This window comes from Enterococcus sp. AZ140, from assembly GCF_051714405.1.
GTDB lineage: Bacteria > Bacillota > Bacilli > Lactobacillales > Enterococcaceae > Enterococcus_B > Enterococcus_B pernyi.
In genome coordinates this window covers 374,576-393,910 of the sequence record NZ_JBIORU010000001.1, presented here as the reverse complement: position 1 = coordinate 393,910, position 19,335 = coordinate 374,576, and the positions used below count along the sequence as shown (strand labels likewise).

Here is a 19,335-nt window from a genome sequence, read left to right as displayed (position 1 = left end):
TTTGTTTTGTCCTATTCTTAAAGAATTGTAACGCTTACAAAAACAAGAGTAAACAGGTACAAACATGTTACCGATAACAATAAAATCCGGGATTTTTGAAATAAAAAAGAGCGAGGGGAAAGTTTCAATCAATGGATTAGCGCCTTAAAACAGAAACTGTTGATTGAAATAAGTATAGATTGCTATCAACATGTCTGTTTAGAGTGCGCCCTAAATAGACACCGAGAAATCATTGAAAAATCTAGTTTCAGTGTATGATTAGGGCGGATTTTAAATAGTTCGAGAAAGTAGGTGAAAATTTTGAAACTTGCTTATATTCGAGTGTCATCGATTGATCAAAATGAACAACGCCAAATCGAAGAAATGAAAAAGTTCGGTGCAGAAAAAATTTTCATTGAGAAACAATCTGGCGCAACGATGACTCAACGACCGATTTTCCGGAAAGCCAATCGGAAATCCTCACATGGATAAGTTCATCAAGGATTTAATCATTCAGATCCTGGCCATGATTGCTGATCAAGAGCGTACTGAATCTAAGCGACACCCGGCGCAAGGGATTAAGATTGCTAATGCGAATGGTGTTTATAAAGGAAGTCCTAAGCTATACAGTGCGGACGCAAAAGATCCCCAACATCGCCTTGTTTATAAAAGCATCATTGAGGATCTAAATCAGGGAATTGCTATTTCCAAGATTGCTAAAGACTACAATGTTACAAGACAAACCGTCTATCGAATAAAAAATGAGATTTAATCTTTGGTTGTACATCACTTATTTTTTCGAATTGACTCTATTAAAAATAATAAAAAGTATTACCACTATATTTGTTCCAATATACCAATAAAATTTTTGATCCGCTACACCCAAATCCGTAGTTACATTTTTTATAGGTTCGTAAGAAAATATAACAGATAGTAACACTCCTAAACTAGATATTAGAAACTCACTATTATTTAGTTTATTTTCAATCTCACTATTTATTATGTCCAAGTTCATATTATCAATTTCTTGCAACATTTGTTCAGTTTCTAAAGGAATGATTTTTGATTTAAAGTAGTAATATAATTCAACTCCACTGTAATAATTTGAAAACATAGTTAAATTTTCTGAGATAAGATACTCTCGTCTTTTTTTCTTCGCTTTTAAAATATTCTTGTTCGCCCAAGAATCAGAACTAAATATGAGATTGGCAAATCTTTTTAATAAAATTAGTTCTAATACACCTTGTATATTCCCGAGTATTTGTATATCAGTATCTAATTCTCCTGCTTTCATTTCTTGAATTCTCTTTTTCCCGATAGCAATTACGCTTTTCTTTGAATTTGAGAAAACTGTCATTTTATCTAATAAAAATTTATTGTGCTCAATTTCTTGTTCTTTAGGTATTGTTTGATATGGAGATTTACTTATTGAGTATAATTTTTTTTCAGTTTGTTTATTTTGATTTTCATCACTAGTGATTATGAAAATATTATAATCTTGAACTAACTGATTTTTTTCACATTTTTCAAAGAAAGTTTTTATATAGCTATTAATTACATCTTGTACATTAATCTTTTCTTTATTTGACTCTTCTCTTACTTCTTTATAAGCTTTTAAACCGTGTGGGTAGTGATACGAATAGAATGAAGTTTCAGGTAGAACTGTATGATTTGTTTTAATATCCGCTTCACTAAAAGAATGTGCCATTCTAATGATTTTTCTTCCATCATGATATAAATACATTATTGGAAATACATACTCTTTTTCCAATTTAATTGGTAACAGAACTGAGACACATGAAATTAATAATTTACTATCAAAAAAAATTAAATCTCTATAATTTAACAATTCATTTTCATTAGATAATATTTTCTCTATATCTTTGTAAATCGTTGGAATTTCTTGTGCTAATTGATTGGGTATAATGTTTTTTTATATACATTCCCACTACTTACTTCAATAGTTGCTAAAGTATAATCACTTAATAAATTCTTTTTTATATTAGAATTTATTATATAGAATGTGTTTATAACACCTTCCATTTACTTTCAACTCCTTTATTCTTTTCCTAAAAATAATAAATATACATAAATCAAATATATTATCTGATTTCATTGCCCAGTATCCTTGACCTTTTATTCTGTAAACAAGTTATATATTATATTAAAAACCCAACAAGGTATACTCTGTTGGACTCTAGGTAAATATCTTACTAAACCTAATTAAGTGAACAGCTGAAAGAATTATAAAATAAGCTAGTTAAAAAGGATCAAAAACTTAAAAGCTTCTGACCCCTTTTATTAATTGTCTTACTTGTTTGTAACTTTTAGTAACTTATTCAGGATATTAGAATTAACAATAGGGATTCAATTAAAATCGTTATACATTCCCACAACCAATAACTATTTATAAGTATTTTTAACGACACCGATAAAAATTAACTCTATCTAATTGAATTTCCTTAAATCTACTTTTTTCTAGCATTTTGAATAAAGAAATCACTAATATCCATATCTAATATTAGATATAGATATTAGTTCTTTTAATTTTTTAGATTGATTTTCATTTAACGATACACCGTCTTTTTTTATTGCATTAGATATCTCTATATTCATACGACTTAAAACTAACGGAACTGAAGTTCCTTCATTTTTCAACTTTTTAAGATAGGAGCCTAATACTTTTCGAAGAGATTCATTTCCAAGATCTATCTCTAAATCATCTAATAATTCAGTAATAATCACTTCTGCTTTTTTACGTCGATCGTCTCCACCAGAAAACCACTTTAAATTACTCATATATTCATCCTCCTTGATTCCTTTTTATGAATCCCTTTCGTCTAAATCAATGATTAAGTCACACTTGTCTATTAATTTATCATTATGAGATATCATAATGATTGACTTATTAGGGTACTTTAATAATTTTTCAAAAATCAACATTTCAGTTTTAGAATCTAAAGCACTCGTAGCTTCATCTAATAATAAAATTTTACTTCCTAATAATAAAACTCTTGCTAAAGCAATTCTTTGCTTTTGACCACCTGATAAATTCGCACCATTTTCTTCTAAATACGTATCAAGTCCTAGAGGAAGCGCAGTAATATAACTCCATAAACAAGTATCTTTCAGTACTTTTTCGAGTTCTTGTTCATCAGGAATACTTTCTAAACCTAAAAATAAATTGTCTTTAATAGTTCCACTCATAATAAAAGATTCTTGAGGCACATAGGTAATCAACTTACGTAAATCTTTTCTATTAATATTTTCAATATTTTGCTCATTTATACAAATTCTTCCATTATCTGGAGAATAAAATCCAGCTAGAAGTTGTGCTAAAGTTGATTTCCCAGCACCACTATCACCTTTTATTCCTATATTTTTACTCACAGGTAGAGAAAAACTCATATTATCTAACACATTAGGATATTTAGTAGAATAACTAAAATATACATTTTCAAATGTAATCGTTGCTTTTTCAGTTAATTTAGCCAAATGAATAAACTTGTCTTTATTTTCATTATTTATAGAAAATACATCGTTAAGCCGATTATTTGCAACTTGTGCTTTTTGGAATTTTTCTTGTAGATTTATTATATTTTGTAGAGGTGTAGAGAAAAATATAGATAATGAATTGAAAGTTATTAGTTCTCCTATTGTAATTTCTCCATTGATAACATAATACGAACCAAACCATAATACAAAAGCCGAGGTTAAAAGAGAAACCAAAATTTTTAAATTTTGAATTATAGAATCATACATATTTCTCTTTAGTGATACATCAAAAAATTCATTTAAACTTCTATATATTTGATTTACAATCTTATTCTCACTACAAAGTGCTTTTATAGTATATATTCCGTTTAATCCTTCAATAAAATTAGAATCAACTATTGAATTTTTTTGCATCTCTTCTCCGTTTAATCGACTCATTTTTTTATTTGATCCTAATATAATTAGTATATAAAATGGAATAGAACTTAACGTTATTAAAAATAATTGTTTATTAATATTGATCAATATAATCCCCACAACAATGACTGAACTTAAATCTAAAAAAATAGATATGGTAAAGCTAGCTAAAGCTTCTATAATTTTATTAGCATCAGAAAATCTAGAGACAATATCTCCAGTTTTTCTTTTAGAAAAAAAGGAAGCTGGTAAAATGAAAATATGTTCTAAATATTTAAATAAAATGCTTCTACCTACATCTTGTCCTAGCTTTTCTAAATTATATCTTCTTGTAATTTCAAATATACTTGTTATAAAAATGCCTATGATATAGCTAATTGATATCATAAATAGATTTAAAAAGTCTTTTTCAGGAAGTAACCAATCTATTAAAATTCTAAAATAGCAACTTGATAGTATTCCTATAATTGTTATTATTAATGAAGATAATATCACCAATAAAATTTTTTTATATTGATCTTTTAATAAACTTATTGAAGAAAAAAAACTTTTTTTTGTATTATTTATGGGTTGGAAATCAGGTGTCTTTTCAGCAACTAAAATAACACCAGTCCATTTATTGTTGAACTTTTCTATTGATTCTTTGTATTTTCCAATCGCAGGGTCAGCTATTAACAATTTCTCTTTTTTCATACCATATACAATACAATAATGAAGAAATTGATTATTCGTTACTATATTAGCAATTACGGGATAATTGAACTCATTTTTTTTCCATACATCACTATTAGCTTTATAGGCTTCACAATTTATTCCTAATTTAGCAAATCCGTTAACTATACCTAATGCACAGGTACCTTCAGAATCGGTTTCAGTTAAGTCTCTTAAAACTTCCACTGAAATCCATGAATGAAAATTATTTAAAATCATCTGCATACAGGCTATACCACAATCAACTTCATTATACTGTTTTATTAATTTTTGTCTCAAAGAATCACCTATAAATAAGAATACTCATCCATAGAATTTTTGAATGAGTATTCTAAAAATATAATACACTAAAATAAAAGGCTTAAATTAACTTTTCCAACCAGCTGCTCCACCAGTAGCTAAATTCGCAGCAGAATTATTTCCAATAATGCCAATAGCTTTTCCCCAATCAACACTGCACCCTTTTTTATTACATGAGACTCCATTACCGTAGTATTTTCCACCTACTACTTGTGACATTTCTTTTGCTGTTAATTTCTTCAAAACTTAAACCTTCTCTCTTTTTTTGAACAATAAATAATTGTCCTTATTTAAAAGATAGCATATTTTTTATATTTTCTTGCTTAAAATCACGTTATTTTAACTTACAATTTTGTCATCTAAAAACACATTTTATTTTATTATAAATATGGATTTCATAAACGTAGCTTTTGATGTCATAAAAGTTATTTTTAATGTCATAATCGTAAATATACTTACTTTGATTAATTTGCCTAAATCTAAAAAAATATTTTAAACAAATAAATAGTTGTCTATCCTACGGTCTTACGAGCAAGAAAAAGTATTCGTGTATGCCTAATTCCACATCCTTGTCGGTTTACTAGTAGCCACATACGAGTACTGGCTAAATACTCGTAACAAGAAGTAAAACAAATACGGCGGCATTAGCCAAAAAAAGAAAAGCCCTAGAGTATCCTACTACTCTAGGGCTTCAGTGTTCACATGTTCTTTTTCTGCAAAACAATCATATCATGATTTGTTGTTTTATTCAAATGGTACCTCATTTATCTTTTTCCTTTGTATGTTCAATTTTTTTAGAACTATCTCTTCAACTAATCGTATAAACTTGGACTGTAGGGTTGCTGCTACGTAATTAACAAAGTTTTTATCAGTGTATTCAAAAGACCACATATATTTTAAACAATTATTATCGTAAAGATCGATTCATTTCATGTCGTCATATTCTAGTCCTTATTTTTCAACGGTTCGATTTGTGGGTGGGACAAAAAATAAAATTCATTTTTGTTTCATACCTTAAAACTAAATAAACAGTGTTTGCAAACCGGCTCCTTCAACATTAAGCTAAAAAATTGTCAAATATAAAAAGTAATTTTTCAATTTTCTATCTTACTGCTCAGGTCAAAACACTTCTGTCACAAACTCGTCGAACCAGTGACCGGTCATCTAAAGGCTCACTTGGTGTGCTAACGTTTTCACTAACGTGGGCGAGTGATATCAGATTGGCGCTCATGGCACTAGATCTAAGGAAATTAGGGGAACACATGGATAAAAAGTGTGTATATGACTAAAAAGGAGTCCAATTTTGACAAAAACACATCAAAATCAGACTCGTTTTTTATTTTCGAGAAAGGGCGATTGGACTGTCCCACACTCTTTTAAAAGCGAATGAACACTCAAGTTCTACCTAAATCAATCAAACATTCAAGATCCACATGAATCCTATAAAGACAAAGAATAGCGCGTACATGATCGGTGAGACTTCTTTGCCACGTTTTGCTGCTAGCATGGTGATTGGATAAAAGATGAATCCTAATGCAATCCCATCTGAGATACTATAAGTCAACGGCATACCGATCAAGATCAAGAAAGCAGGAATCGCAATCTCCATTTTTCCCCATTCGATCTGACGTAATGATTGGGCCATCAACACACCAACTAAAATCAGCGCAGGTGCAGTCACTTGTGAAGTCACGACTGATAATAATGGTGAGAAAAACAATCCGAACAAGAATAAAATCCCTGTTGTGATTGCAGTTAATCCAGATCGTCCACCAACGGCGATCCCTGCGGATGACTCAACAAAAGCCCCAACTGGCGATGTACCTAACAATGAACCAGCTAACATCGCAGTAGAATCCGAAGCTAATGCTTTCCCAACACGTGGCATTTTGTTATCTTGCATGAAACCGGCTTGGTTTGCTAGGCCAACCAATGTTCCAGCTGTATCAAAGAATGTCACTAACAAGAACGTCAAAACGACTACCCACATTTGTAAGCTATTGATATCACCAACGTGTTTCAATGCAACTAAGAAAGTGGGTTTCAAGCTAGGTGCTGCCGCAACAAGCTGTGAAGGCATAGGAATCAGTCCAGTAACTAGTCCTAGAAGTGTGGTAGCTACCATCCCGATAAAAATCCCTCCTGGTACGCGACGAACTAACAATACCGCAGTAACGATCAAACCAAAAATCGTCAACCAAGTGGAACCGACACTCAATGAACCTAAGCCAACAAGAGTTGATTCATTTGCCACGATCAAGCCACCTTCACTCAAGCCTAGAAAGGCAATAAACAAACCAATCCCGCCAGAAATCGCAAACTTCAAGTCTGTTGGAATGGCATCAATGATCATCTCACGTAATTTAAAAATGGTGATCAAAATAAAAATCAACGAAGCGACAAACACTCCTGCCAATGCTGTTTCCCATGGAATCCCCATACCTAAACAGACCGAGTAAGCAAAAAAGGCATTGATTCCTAGCGCAGGTGCTGTTCCAATCGGGTAGCGTGCAACGACCCCCATCAAAATACAGCCAATGGCACTGGCTAATGCTGTCGCAGTAAACACTGCCCCTTCATCCATCCCCGAAGCACCAAGTACTGTTGGATTGACAAATAAGATATATGCCATAGAGATAAATGTCGTAAACCCAGCCAGTATCTCACGTTTCACCGTCGTATTCAGTGCGTCAATCTCGAAGTAGGAAAGTATCTTTTCCTTCATCGTTCATCCCCCTAAAACCGAACATTTATAAAAAAGTTCTTACTATATTAGATTTATTAATAAAACAACGTGTTTAATATTATCCCAAATAAAGAAATAAGTAAACAAAAAATTCGGATTTAATCAAAAATCCGAACATTACTATTTACCTATTCCGCTTTCATTTAGAGAAGAGTATGTCGATTACTAATAAATAAAACTAAGTACACAATAGTTGAAGAAGCTTCTATCTATGGGTTTCTTTACCGATTCGCTTTTGTTCTTCCGCACGAAATTGCTGATTGTCGATTTGGCTGATCGGTAAATTACTCCCTTTCCCACGATAATCTAAAGAATTTAAACCACCGAAGCCTGTATCGACCATTTTATTCCATCCTTTGGCAGGATTTTTCCCAGATTTCAAATTCTTCATTCTCAATTTATCACTCTTTTTCATCCGTTGCTTTTTGAAATAATCTTCAAGTGTTTCAGTGATCGAGATTTTCATATTCTGTCTCCCTTTCATCTACTTTTTCTGTCGATTCTAATTTTGCAATCACAAAAAAATTTCCTTCAGGATCGGAAAAGTTAAACGTCAACAAGCCATTGTTCTCCAAAATTTCACCAGCTGTTTCGATTTGTTCGTAAAGTTCGTCAAACTTATCTGTAAAGAAAATCATAGACGGTGGTGGTCCTAACACTTCTGGTGAAAATCGTTCAACGAATGTCCGAGGAAAAATAGCCAACTCCAATTCTTGCGACATACGCAAGACAATGCTTTGATATTCCTCTGGCAATTCCAACGTTTCTACTATTTCTGCCTTCAATTGCTCAACGAAAAACCGACTGACTAACGCGACATCTTCGACGTATAGCATGACACGAGATTTATGGATCATTTGACAACGCCTCCTCTAAATAAAAGCTTGTTTTCATTATAGCACGAAAGCGGAAACACACTTAGTGGAAGTCACTGCTATTAAGCACAAGATGATTGAGCGAAGGTTGCTTATTTTCGTGTTAAGCGATCAAAAGACAAATCACCCGCAATCTTCAAGTTTGCTTTGTTTGAAGATTACGAGTGACTCCATCGTTTTGGTTATTTCCTACGTGTCCGGTCACAAAGTGATTTCTGGTTGTTCTTTCGTCACTGTTTGTCTAGTACTCGTTACACCAAATGTTCGTTCAATGTCTTCTTGTAAAGCAGTCATTGCTTTTCCGGCAACTTCTGCTTGTTGTGCGTTGACTGCCTCGATCACCAACACAGCGTTCGTCGTTTTTTCTGTTAACATAGTCCGTTGCGCTTCACGCCAGTTAAAGCAGCGACAAACTGCGCCTTCTTTATCATAATAAATGATTTCTTCTGGTAATGCGGGCGCATCTGCTTCTGCGCCTAATGGCAAGAAATTTTCTCCACCTTGGGCTTTACCCAAATGAAGATCCCCAACGATCGTGTCAAGATCTTCTCCGCCACAGGGTACGCCAAAGCGCAAAGAGATACTATTATAGATATCCACTAACGGACTGATCGGGAAAAATTCGCGACCTTGACTGGCTCTTTTTAGCAGTGCTTCGATCGATGAACGTGCGCCTTTTTTTGTCTTGAACTGGGTAAACGCTTGACGCCATTGTGCAATCACTTCATTTTGACTAAAAGGTTCTTCTGTTAAATAATTTCTTGCTTCTTTAGCAGCACGATTCAATTTGTCATAATAATCTGCTTTGTTTTCTTCAACGACTTCGTTATTGATCCCTTCTACCGTTAGGATCTCGATTTTTGCTTCTGGGAACACTTCCCAAAATGATGGATCTGCTACAAATTTTTTCATTCGTTACACCTCATTGATTTTTTTGACTAAGATATGATCGATCTGTGCATCGTCTCCCATATAAAACACATGTTGTCCTTGGCGTATGAACCCATGCTTACGGTAAAAAGCTTGGGCGGGATCATTATGTTCCCACACACCTAACCACACAGCTGTTTTTCCCTGTGCTTTCGCTTGAGCCAACGCCCAGTTCATCAAGTGAGTGCCGATCCCTTTTTTCTTATAGGGTGGTCGAATATAGATCCGTTCGATTTCTAGATGATCCTCAGGCATTTCCTCGGATTGTGCTTTTCCTGTGTTCAGTTTTAGATAACCCGCAATTTCGCCATGATCTAGTGCCCAGAAAAAAGCTGATTCTGGATGGATCAGTTCTTTTGTCAATCGCTGCAAATCATATGCTTGCGAAAGATATGCATCCATATCTGCCTGCGTGTTATATTCGCCAAAAGTATCTGTGTACGTTTCAATGCTGATTGCTTGAAGGCGTTCCACTTCACTTCCCACAATCGGTCTGATTTCTACCTTTTCCACTCCAACATCCCTTTCAATACAGGCGTTTATTGCCCTTTTTTACAAAATTCCAGTCTTCGCTGATATTTTTCCTTACGTGTGTCAATAATCTTTCCAACTGTTGGATTTCTTCTTCAGACAAGCCAGCTAAAGCGACTTTCGTAGAATGATGGTGTTCTCGGATGATCATCGGATAAAGTGCTTCTCCTTGGGCTGTTGGATAACACATTTTGTTTTTCTTGTTCTGTTCGTCCGTTACACGTCGAATCAAGCCATTGCTTTCCAGCTTTTTCAGCGCACGGGCAGTTGTCGTTCGATCGACTTTAAGCATTTCGGCTATTTTTTCTTGAATGATACCTGGATTTTCACAAATCCGAACGAGATACAGGTATTGCCCCCTCGTCAAAGCGACTTCTTTAAACTCAATATTACTGATCGAATCTAACGCTCGTGCTATCGCGCCGATTTCTCTTATGATCTCAGCCATCTCTTCTCTCCTTTAGTTGTACTTTTATTGTACTGATTTTTGTTGCAAATGCAACAAAAATATATTGATCAGTCAAAATAAGGCAAATGACCTTTCGCTAAGATCGCAAGCTGTTCTTCTGTCGTCCGTTTTTGGGAAAGAGTAGGTAAATCATCCAATGCAAAAAAGGCGCTGTTTGAAGTTTCATTATTCGTGATAAAAGAACCTCCAATGATTGAACATCCAAAAATGACTTTATAGTATTGAAAGGCTTGTGGAATATCTTTTCGGGTATTGGTATCAAAAATCGCCAGTAGTTGATCCACCGTCACCGTTAGCCCGGTTTCTTCTTTCACCTCTTTTTCAATATTTTCCTTTGGTGAATAGCCGATTTCCGCAAAACCGCCCGGCAATGCCCATTCTTTTGTATGGCTGTCTTCCACTAACAGTACTTTATCCTCTTGTTTGATAAAGGCACGTACATCGACTTTTGGTGTGGGATACCCTTCATTTTGTTCTAAGATCAATTCAAGGCGTTCTTCGATTTCCTTATCGCCATTACTTAATAATGATAAAGCAATCGATTTCAATTCTTGGTAACGTTCTTCGTCAAATGGATCTTTCCCGTAGAATAGACCTGCTTCTGCTATCGCTAATAAGCGTTTGTATTGTTCGATTTTTGTTGTCATTACAATTCATTCCTTTCAATAAATCCACGCTGTTATCTCTTACTCCAAAACTACAAGAAACCGCTTATGTAAGTCAAGGATTGTGTTATAATTTGTTTTAAAAGGAGGGATGTTGGATGTACTCGCTCATGCACCAAATCATCACTGAAAAGGATTTACAACGACAAGTCACGTTGATTGAACTACTTTTAAACCATCCCAAAATCACTGTCAATGAGCTTGCTGAAGAAACCAATACAACAGAGCGTACGATTTTTTCCGATTTACAAGTGATCCGTTCACAGTTACCTGATGGCTGGTTGATCGATAGTGATCAGTCAGGGATTCGTTTGCTCAATCAAAAAAATCTACTTGCCAATGATCTGTGGGAATTGTTTCTAAAGCAATCCGTCAGTGTACAATTGATCAAAGAACTATTGTTTACAAAGGAATGTTCCACAACCAATTTCTTAGCAGCCAATGGACTTTCTTACGAAACGCTGAAACGCCATACAAGAAAAGTCAATCGCCAACTCCTTCGTTATGGGTTACAGATCAAGCTGACAAAATATACAAGTACGATGAGTGGTTCTGAGAATGCGATCCGCTTGTTTTATCATCGTCTTTTGATGCCATTTACTCATAATAATTATTTTTTTGAAGATTATTCCATCCATGAATCCCATTACTTTCGTTTTTTGAAACGCTTGAAGCAAACCCCTTTTTCTGTTGAAACAGAAGAGATTTTTGGCATTTGCTGGTTTTTCATCAACACGATACGTGTTAAGGCAAACTGCCGTATCGAGGACTCTTTCTTTGAACCTGAAGATACTCTTTTCTCCACGTATGCTACGGAATTGACCGAACTTTACGAATTAGAAGGCGTTTATTTACAAAAAGATGAATTGATTTTTGCTTTCTTTTGCTTTTTAGAAAGTTGGAATTACAACAATCAATACCAAGAACCCGTGGCAGATATCTTGCAAAGTTATCCTTTTTCGGGCAAGATCAAACAATTCGTTCAAGATTTAGCTGATACCTTGCACTTAGAAGAATTAAACGAGACAAAACTTGCTGATAACCTGATCTTGTTATTGTTGAAATATCATGAATCACCTATCTTGATCGAGCAGTTGAATTTGCAGTATCACTATTTCTTGGAAGAATATGAGCAACAATATCCACAGTTGTACCCATTCAAACAAGAATTACTTGAGCAACTGAAACAAGAGTTACCTGTTCAAGAAGACGAATACTTTTTGCGCCTCTTATCATTCTTGATCCAGCAAGCGATCTTATCCGTTCGTCCCAATAAATTGAACCTATATTTCTTCTTTCAAGGCGAACCCTCTTGGAAAGCCTTTTTGCAACAAGAATTAAATGATTACTTTGGGAAACGAGTTCAATTGATCCCAGTAGAATTATCACAACTTTCTGACATCACGTTCCATAAAAACGACTTGTTCGTCTCAAACACCCCCCTCGATCAAGTCCCAATACCAATCATCTACATCTCTACCATACCAACCAAAAACGAGCTCGACCAATTGACCGAACTCACATTTAGAAGTTATTTGTAAGGTTGTGAGAAAAGCGATATGACCTGAGCAGTAAGATGGGAAATCAGAAAATAGCTTTCCATATTTTTTGATTTTTCAGCTTAATGTTGAAGGTCAGCTTTTCGAACACCGTTTATCAGGTTGTGAAAGAAGCGTTCAGCACTGAGTAATAAGACAGAAAAAGCGAAAATGGCTTTTTCATTTTTGATTTTTTTGGCTTATTATTGAAGTGTTGCTTCTTGAACACCGTTTATCTAGGTTGTGAAAAAACCGTTCAGCTCCAAGTATTAAGGCAGAAATTGAGAAAATAGCTTCTCATATTTTTCAATTTTTGACTTAATATTGAAGGAGCTGGCTTTTGAACACCGTTTATCTAGGTTGTGAGAAAAGCGCTTTGACCTGAGCAGTAAGATGGGAAATCAGAAAATAGCTTTCCATATTTTTTGATTTTTCAGCTTAATGTTGAAGGTCAGCTTTTCGAACACCGTTTATCAGGTTGTGAAAGAAGCGTTCAGCTCCAAGTATTAAAACATAAAAAGCGGCAGTCTTCCTCTAAAGTAACCTAGGGGAAGACTGCCGCTTTGACTTTATTCATTGGATTCTCAGTTACCGGCAAAAGCTTCTCTTTCTTTTCTTTTGATCCATGTTTTACTGATTCGTTTCTCGACTTCTACGATTGTAAATAATAAAAGTACATTTGCAAGGATTGGTAAATGTTGAGCAAAGCTCAAACTTGTTGTTTCAATGACTTGTTGCGCAAAGGGTAGATAAATGACTCCAGTTTGGAGGACAAATAAAATACCTAATGAAATAAATAAGAATTTATTTTGGAAGAAGCCTTTGTTCAATGAAGCATCGACTTGCTCACGGCAATTGATCATATAGACGGCTTGGGCAGCAACAATGTTTTGTAAAAGAACAGTTTGTTGTAAGGCTTGACCTTCAAACTGCATTGCCAACCAATAAGCTGGGATAATGATCAGGAGGGACACATAGAAAATCCGGAAAACATTGTACTTAGTCAAAATCCCTTGGTTAGGATCTCTTGGTGGCCGACTCATCGTGTCTTTACTTGCTTGTTCAAAACCTAAAGCATAGGATAACGTGATTGTTGTCACCATATTGACCCATAAGATTTGGATCGGCGTCAAAGGCAATGGCTGATTCGCAAGCAATGCCCAGATAATCACCAAACCTTGTGCTAAAGATGTAGGTAAGAAGAAGCTGATCGTTTTTTGTAAATTATCTAAAATCCGACGTCCTTCTTTGACTGCTTTAGCGATCGTATGGAAGTTGTCATCGCCTAAGACCATATCTGCGGCTTGTTTACTGACTTCACTTCCTTTGATCCCCATAGCGATTCCCACATCTGCTCGCTTCAATGCGGGCGCGTCATTGACACCATCACCGGTCATCCCAACGATTTCGCCATTTTTCTGCAAAGCTTCTACGATCCTTAATTTATGCTCCGGAGTCGTTCGAGCAAAGACATCGACTTTGCTCACTTTCTTCGCTAAATCTTGATCAGAGAGTCGATCGATATCGATTCCTTCAAGGACATTACTCGTATGCTTCAACCCGATTTGATCAGCAATTGCTTGGGCTGTGTCTTTATGGTCACCAGTAATCATTTTCACCGAGATCCCTGCTTGCTGACACTCTCTTACCGCTTGGATCGCACTCTCTTTTGGTGGATCAATGATTCCTGCAATCCCAACAAATGTCAGTTGTTGCAACTGTGCATGCTCTAATTCTTGCTCAATAGGCAATTGCTTGTAGGCGAACCCTAATACACGTTGGCCTTTTTTTGCTAGTTGTGATGCTTGGTTGATCCATTGTTGCTGTTCTGATTGTGACAAAGAAGATTTCGATAATAAAACTTCTGGCGCTCCTTTGACAAACACTACTGCATGGTCCTGTTCTTCATGCAATGTTGCCATATATTTATAACTTGAGCTAAATGGCAGTTTAGCAAGCGCCGTTTTTAGGGGAAGATTCTGTTCAGCTGTGTATCGTAATAAAGCCAGCTCAGTTGGATTGCCACTCAACGTTTCAACTACTTGATCATCTTTCGTTTGCACTTCTTGACAATTTTTCATGATTTCAAGTAAGCGTGTCTCATCTTCTGTCATTGTTTCCACAACAGTCATTTCATTTTTAGTCAACGTACCCGTTTTATCTGAACAGATCACCGTCATTGAACCAAGTGTTTCAACGGAAGGTAGTCCTTTGATAATCGCTTGTTCTTGTGCCATTTCATTGACCCCCAGTGAGAGGATCATCGTCAATACCGCTGGCAAGCCTTCGGGGATCATAGAAACGATCAACGCAATGATCGTTGAGAATAAAAAGTTCCATTCTAAGCCATACCTAAATGAGGTAAAGAAAATCAAGAATAAACTTAGAAAAACGATTCCTCTGAAGATTTGCTTGTTCAACTGATGGATCTTGCGAACCAAAGGGGTCGTTTGTTGTTGAACTGATTGTAATGCCTGATTGATTTTACCAATCTCTGTCGTATTCCCTGTTTCAACGACGACACCAAGCGCCGATCCAGCTTGGACAAGTGTACCTGAAAAAGCCATATTGAGTTGATCTCCTGCGCCTAATTCATCGACTAACGGCTCACTCATTTTCTCTACCGCATCGGATTCACCGGTCAACGCAGCTTCTTCGATCATCAAACCATATGTTTCGACTAAACGAATATCGGCAGGCACGACATCTCCAGCTGTTAAACTAACTATATCCCCTTGCACGATCTCAGTGGCAGGGATACTTTTCTTGACGCCTTCAGAAAGAACCACTGCGTCTTGACTCATTAAACTTTTTAGCCCATTGAGTGACTCTTCTGCTTTTCTTTCTTGCCAATAACCAACAAAACTATTGATGATCACTACAAGTAAAATAATACTACCTTCAATATAATCACCCGTTAAAAACTTCAAGACAGAAGCCACCATAAGGATGATCATCAACAAATCCGTAAAATGCTTCAAAAATTTCCGAAGCGGACTGACTTTCTTTTTCACTTCTATTTCATTTCGTCCTTGTATTTCTAAACGACTGGTACGTTCTTGATTTGAAAGACCATCTTTGGTCGTCTTTAATTTATTCATTGTTTGTTCAGCAGTTTCTTTGTACCATGTCATCGGCAATCCCTCCTGTATTTCATTTGATAATACTTATTATACGTAAGAAGGAGGGTTTCTTATGTCGATTATTTCAGGCAAACATGAAATAATTAGTGTGATTTAATATGAACCAGGTTTCTAGGTTTGCTTTTCAAACGAAATTTTTCTCTTTACTCCGATTGCTTCGTTGATTTTTGTTCACTCAATTTATTTTTTATTTCTTGTTCCCAAGAAGGTTTTCTAATTTTTTCGATACATAATGGGGCAACAAAAAGAATGCCGCTGATCAATGCGACAGCCACAAAGTTGATCCATGTACCAGCTTTTAATGTAAGTCCGACAGAAAAAACGATTGCTGAAAATAAGACTAACACAACAAGCCATGCACCGAGATTCCCATTTCCCTCTTTTTTACCGATTCGAAATGGACGAGGGATAGTTGGATTTGTTTTTCTAAAACGTAAGAATGCGACACCCATGATAAGATAGACGATACAATAAATCACTGTCGTTGCATTTACTAACATCAAAAATGCTTGATTGACTCCTGGAATCAATAAATAAAATAGTGCAAACACAGAAATGATAATGGATTGTGTCAAGATCACCGCTTTTGACACATCAAATTCATTGGTTTTCCAAAAATTGAAACGAGGAGGATACGCGCCTTTTCTTGCACTTTCTGTAACAGTTTTGGCTGGACCAGAAGCCCAAGCAGACAATTGTACAGCGACACCGACAAATACAAGTAAGCTGAATAGGTTCACAATCATATGTGGCAAGCCAAGAATTTGGCAATCGATCGAAATGGATTGGGCAATATTATTCAACTCCATTTGACCCTTTGGTACCACATTGGCAACGACTAACGCATTCAGCGTGTTTACCACAAATAAAAAGACTAACGCAGCGAAAATACCGCGTATATAAGTTTTAACGGGATGTGCCAATCGAGTGATATAAACAGAAGACATTTCGATTCCAGTAAAAATGAACATGATCGGTGCAAAATAAACGAATGATTTTGCAGTACTTGGATCGGGAACTAAAAGATCCCAAGAAAATTTCCCTAATGTTCCATTTGGCATGATACCGACCTTGATCCATGCTGCGACACCTAATAGGAGCATCAATGCCAACGGGATATACAACCCCAACCAGACACCGATTTTCCCGCCAATTTTTGCCATGTCGAATTTTAAGTTCAATAGTGTAATGATCCAATAAACGACTAAAATCACGAGTAATGTGAATTTACTATTCAAGCCTAGTGGGACGTTATTGACCATGTTGCCAAACAATGGGGCGAGTGCTGAGGCAACCATGACCATCCCTGGAAACATTTGAACCCATAAAAGCCAAGAGACGACAAATCCCCATTTTCTACCGAGGGATTGAGAGACCCATAGTTCTGGCCCTCCCTTTTGTGGAAACATCCCTGCAAACTCTCCTGAGATCAGAGAGATCGGAAACGCATAAAAGAGTACAGCAACTAACATATAAAACAACATCGTCCAACCAGTGGCAGCGACATCAGGAATATTGCGGACGCTTGCGACTAAAGCGCAAGTCATCCCAATAAACGTTAAGGTTGACAGTTGTTTGGTTGATTTTGAGTCTGTCATGATCGACCCTTCTTTCTATCACTAAAACTACGCAAGAACTTCTTTTAATTTTTCTTCCATTGCGTGTTTGATGGCTTCGGTGTAATAAGCAAAGATGTTGTCATCGGTTAAATACGGAGTCATGATCGCAGCTCGCAACAAAGTAACTTGTTGTTCTTTTTGCCATTCCTCTTTTGGAACACCCATGCTTTCAACAAATGCTACTGGAGAATCGCCATAATCCGCTTGCGTGAAGGTCGTATGAGAAGTGATGAAGCGTTCTGCGTACACATCACCTTCCATATAAGAGGAGACATCAAACATTTCTTCATTCAAACGGTTGATTTCTTTTAAATCAGTACAGCCTTGGACTTTGAATGCCCAATCGACCATATTGAAATCTGGATGATTCAATGGATAGACTTCGATTGTTTTCCCATTGACAGTAAAGCTTAATTGATCAAGAAATTCTCTGAAACGTTGAGCGGCTTCGATCGATGCACCAATCAATTGACCATAGCCAGTGACATTCAAAGGCAGAACTCGGTGTGCCGTCCAAACTGCCGCAGCCGTTGCCCCAGCTTTTGAACCTTCTAAAATATAGGCACCTAACATATCCGGTGCTTTAACGGATTTTTCAAACACATAGGGAGCAAAATAAGAGATGATATTCCGCATACTTTTATGTTTGATCGTGATTCCTCCTGCTGCATAAGGTACATAGCCCATCTTATGGGGATCAACAGTCACTGATTCGGCTTCACTGATTGCCTTGAATCCTTCATAAACACTTCGTTCGATTTTCACTTCATGATGGAAAACATGATGTTCTTCATAAAATTCTGCTAATGATGCGTAAGGTACAAATTCATACGCTTCATTCATGAACAAACAACGAGCATAGCCACCATAAGCTGCATCCACGTGAAGGTAGAAATAAATGCCTTCATCTTTCAATTTTTCTCTAAGTTCAACGATTTGATCGACACGATCGACTTGTCCTTCTTCTGTTGTACCTACAACAGCGACCACACCTAGGATGGGGATATGTTGGATAGCTAGTTCACGAATCGTCTTTTCCAATACTTGGACATCCATTCGGTAGCAGTCATCAACGGGGATCGCGATCATTTGATCCAACCCGACACCACAAATATCTAATGCTTTCATCCATGAATAGTGTTTGGTTTGAGGAACAAGCCATTTGCCCAATTCTTGGATGTGTTTCCCACTTCGTGAAGATGCAGCTTTGACATTGTCTAATTCTTCATCAGTAAATGTTTCGATCATTTCTAAGATTTCTTCTACAGATAGATTAAGTAATTCCCAATCCGATAGGTCTTTCACTTTTTCAGGGTAAGTTTCTTTGACCGCTAAAGGAATCGATTTGATACAACGGGCATACCATAGACCTTCTAAATTCGCAATTGAACCATCCGCTGTCAGATGTCCCCAACCATTCGGCATACTGAACAGCTTCGCAAAGTCTTCTCCGATTTCTGCTTCCATTTGTGATGTGGCCATTGAGGATTCCAATGCCACGTTATTAGGATTCCAAAGCATCGCAAAGTGATAAGCCAACAAAGCTGGCATCAATGTTTCTGCATTCATTTGTCCCCAATAACGTCCGGCTGAATGCCAAGGAATTGAACCGGCACGCATTCGTTCACTGACTTCATCTAAGACCTCCATCATATGTTGTCGAGTCGTAAGATAAGACGTTGTTGATTTGTCTGCTTCACTGATTGCGGGAAGGTCAGCTGGTAAATAATTTTCACGCCAACCTAAATGTTCATCCAACATCTTATTCAATAACATTCTATACACTTGGCCATTTTCTGCTTTGTCGCCAATAAAGACGGCTTTGATGTCCATATCTTTCATGATTCATTTCTCCTCTCTTGTTACCTGATCACAGGAAATACTCAGCCGGCTGTTGTTGCTTGATCAGTTTACGTG

Annotated in this window: 16 protein-coding genes and 1 pseudogene; 3 read left to right on the top strand and 14 right to left on the bottom strand. The window is 36.3% G+C overall.

What is annotated here, in order from left to right:
• The first annotated feature begins 300 nt into the window (after positions 1 to 300).
• A pseudogene (locus IGJ39_RS01900) lies at positions 301 to 751 on the top strand (recombinase family protein).
• Between the two features lie 18 nt (positions 752 to 769).
• On the opposite strand, the gene IGJ39_RS01895 reads toward IGJ39_RS01900, so the two are convergent.
• The 4 genes from IGJ39_RS01895 to IGJ39_RS01880 all read right to left on the bottom strand — a co-directional run bounded on the left by IGJ39_RS01895 (position 770) and on the right by IGJ39_RS01880 (position 5,121).
• Positions 770 to 1,828 (bottom strand): hypothetical protein, encoded by a 1,059-nt coding sequence (locus IGJ39_RS01895; RefSeq protein WP_438764150.1) that lies wholly within the window; start codon positions 1,826 to 1,828, stop codon positions 770 to 772.
• 653 nt (positions 1,829 to 2,481) lie between these two features.
• Positions 2,482 to 2,778, bottom strand: coding sequence for a bacteriocin immunity protein (locus IGJ39_RS01890; RefSeq protein WP_019722550.1), 297 nt, complete (start codon positions 2,776 to 2,778; stop codon positions 2,482 to 2,484).
• A 24-nt stretch (positions 2,779 to 2,802) separates the two neighbouring features.
• Complete coding sequence (locus IGJ39_RS01885; RefSeq protein ID WP_019722551.1) at positions 2,803 to 4,881, bottom strand: peptidase domain-containing ABC transporter; 2,079 nt, start codon at positions 4,879 to 4,881, stop codon at positions 2,803 to 2,805.
• Positions 4,882 to 4,968: 87 nt separating this feature from the next.
• Complete coding sequence (locus IGJ39_RS01880) at positions 4,969 to 5,121, bottom strand: leucocin A/sakacin P family class II bacteriocin (RefSeq protein WP_039729568.1); 153 nt, start codon at positions 5,119 to 5,121, stop codon at positions 4,969 to 4,971.
• 346 nt (positions 5,122 to 5,467) lie between these two features.
• Here IGJ39_RS01880 and IGJ39_RS01875 point away from each other — a divergent pair, with 346 nt between their 5' ends.
• Positions 5,468 to 5,530: a hypothetical protein gene (locus IGJ39_RS01875; RefSeq protein ID WP_141566826.1), complete on the top strand. Its 63-nt coding sequence runs from the start codon at positions 5,468 to 5,470 to the stop codon at positions 5,528 to 5,530.
• Between the two features lie 786 nt (positions 5,531 to 6,316).
• Here IGJ39_RS01875 and IGJ39_RS01870 read toward each other — a convergent pair.
• From IGJ39_RS01870 to IGJ39_RS01840, 7 genes are all read right to left on the bottom strand, one after another.
• Positions 6,317 to 7,627: an NCS2 family permease gene (locus IGJ39_RS01870; RefSeq protein WP_010736459.1), complete on the bottom strand. Its 1,311-nt coding sequence runs from the start codon at positions 7,625 to 7,627 to the stop codon at positions 6,317 to 6,319.
• A 226-nt stretch (positions 7,628 to 7,853) separates the two neighbouring features.
• Positions 7,854 to 8,114, bottom strand: coding sequence for a hypothetical protein (locus IGJ39_RS01865; RefSeq protein ID WP_019724093.1), 261 nt, complete (start codon positions 8,112 to 8,114; stop codon positions 7,854 to 7,856).
• On the bottom strand, positions 8,095 to 8,505 hold the full coding sequence (locus tag IGJ39_RS01860; protein ID WP_019724094.1) for a hypothetical protein: 411 nt from the start codon (positions 8,503 to 8,505) through the stop codon (positions 8,095 to 8,097). The genes IGJ39_RS01865 and IGJ39_RS01860 overlap by 20 nt, the downstream gene beginning before the upstream one ends.
• A 219-nt stretch (positions 8,506 to 8,724) precedes the next feature.
• The gene (locus tag IGJ39_RS01855) at positions 8,725 to 9,435 is read right to left on the bottom strand and encodes a B3/B4 domain-containing protein (RefSeq protein ID WP_019724095.1); all 711 of its coding nucleotides are present in this window, start codon (positions 9,433 to 9,435) and stop codon (positions 8,725 to 8,727) included.
• 3 nt (positions 9,436 to 9,438) lie between these two features.
• The gene (locus tag IGJ39_RS01850) at positions 9,439 to 9,966 is read right to left on the bottom strand and encodes a GNAT family N-acetyltransferase (RefSeq protein WP_019724096.1); all 528 of its coding nucleotides are present in this window, start codon (positions 9,964 to 9,966) and stop codon (positions 9,439 to 9,441) included.
• A 13-nt stretch (positions 9,967 to 9,979) separates the two neighbouring features.
• Positions 9,980 to 10,432, bottom strand: a complete 453-nt coding sequence (locus IGJ39_RS01845) for a MarR family winged helix-turn-helix transcriptional regulator (protein WP_019724097.1) — start codon at positions 10,430 to 10,432, stop codon at positions 9,980 to 9,982.
• A gap of 68 nt (positions 10,433 to 10,500) precedes the next feature.
• Positions 10,501 to 11,100, bottom strand: coding sequence for an NUDIX hydrolase N-terminal domain-containing protein (locus tag IGJ39_RS01840; protein WP_019724098.1), 600 nt, complete (start codon positions 11,098 to 11,100; stop codon positions 10,501 to 10,503).
• Positions 11,101 to 11,216: 116 nt separating this feature from the next.
• Here IGJ39_RS01840 and IGJ39_RS01835 point away from each other — a divergent pair, with 116 nt between their 5' ends.
• On the top strand, positions 11,217 to 12,659 hold the full coding sequence (locus IGJ39_RS01835; RefSeq protein ID WP_019724099.1) for a helix-turn-helix domain-containing protein: 1,443 nt from the start codon (positions 11,217 to 11,219) through the stop codon (positions 12,657 to 12,659).
• 581 nt (positions 12,660 to 13,240) lie between these two features.
• Here IGJ39_RS01835 and IGJ39_RS01830 read toward each other — a convergent pair.
• The 3 genes from IGJ39_RS01830 to tdc form a co-directional block, all read right to left on the bottom strand.
• Complete coding sequence (locus IGJ39_RS01830) at positions 13,241 to 15,790, bottom strand: HAD-IC family P-type ATPase (protein WP_195339249.1); 2,550 nt, start codon at positions 15,788 to 15,790, stop codon at positions 13,241 to 13,243.
• Between the two features lie 152 nt (positions 15,791 to 15,942).
• Positions 15,943 to 17,397, bottom strand: coding sequence for an amino acid permease (locus IGJ39_RS01825; protein ID WP_019723849.1), 1,455 nt, complete (start codon positions 17,395 to 17,397; stop codon positions 15,943 to 15,945).
• A 27-nt stretch (positions 17,398 to 17,424) separates the two neighbouring features.
• Positions 17,425 to 19,260 (bottom strand): tyrosine decarboxylase, encoded by a 1,836-nt coding sequence (gene tdc / locus IGJ39_RS01820; RefSeq protein ID WP_019723850.1) that lies wholly within the window; start codon positions 19,258 to 19,260, stop codon positions 17,425 to 17,427.
• Between the last annotated feature and the right edge of the window lie 75 nt (positions 19,261 to 19,335).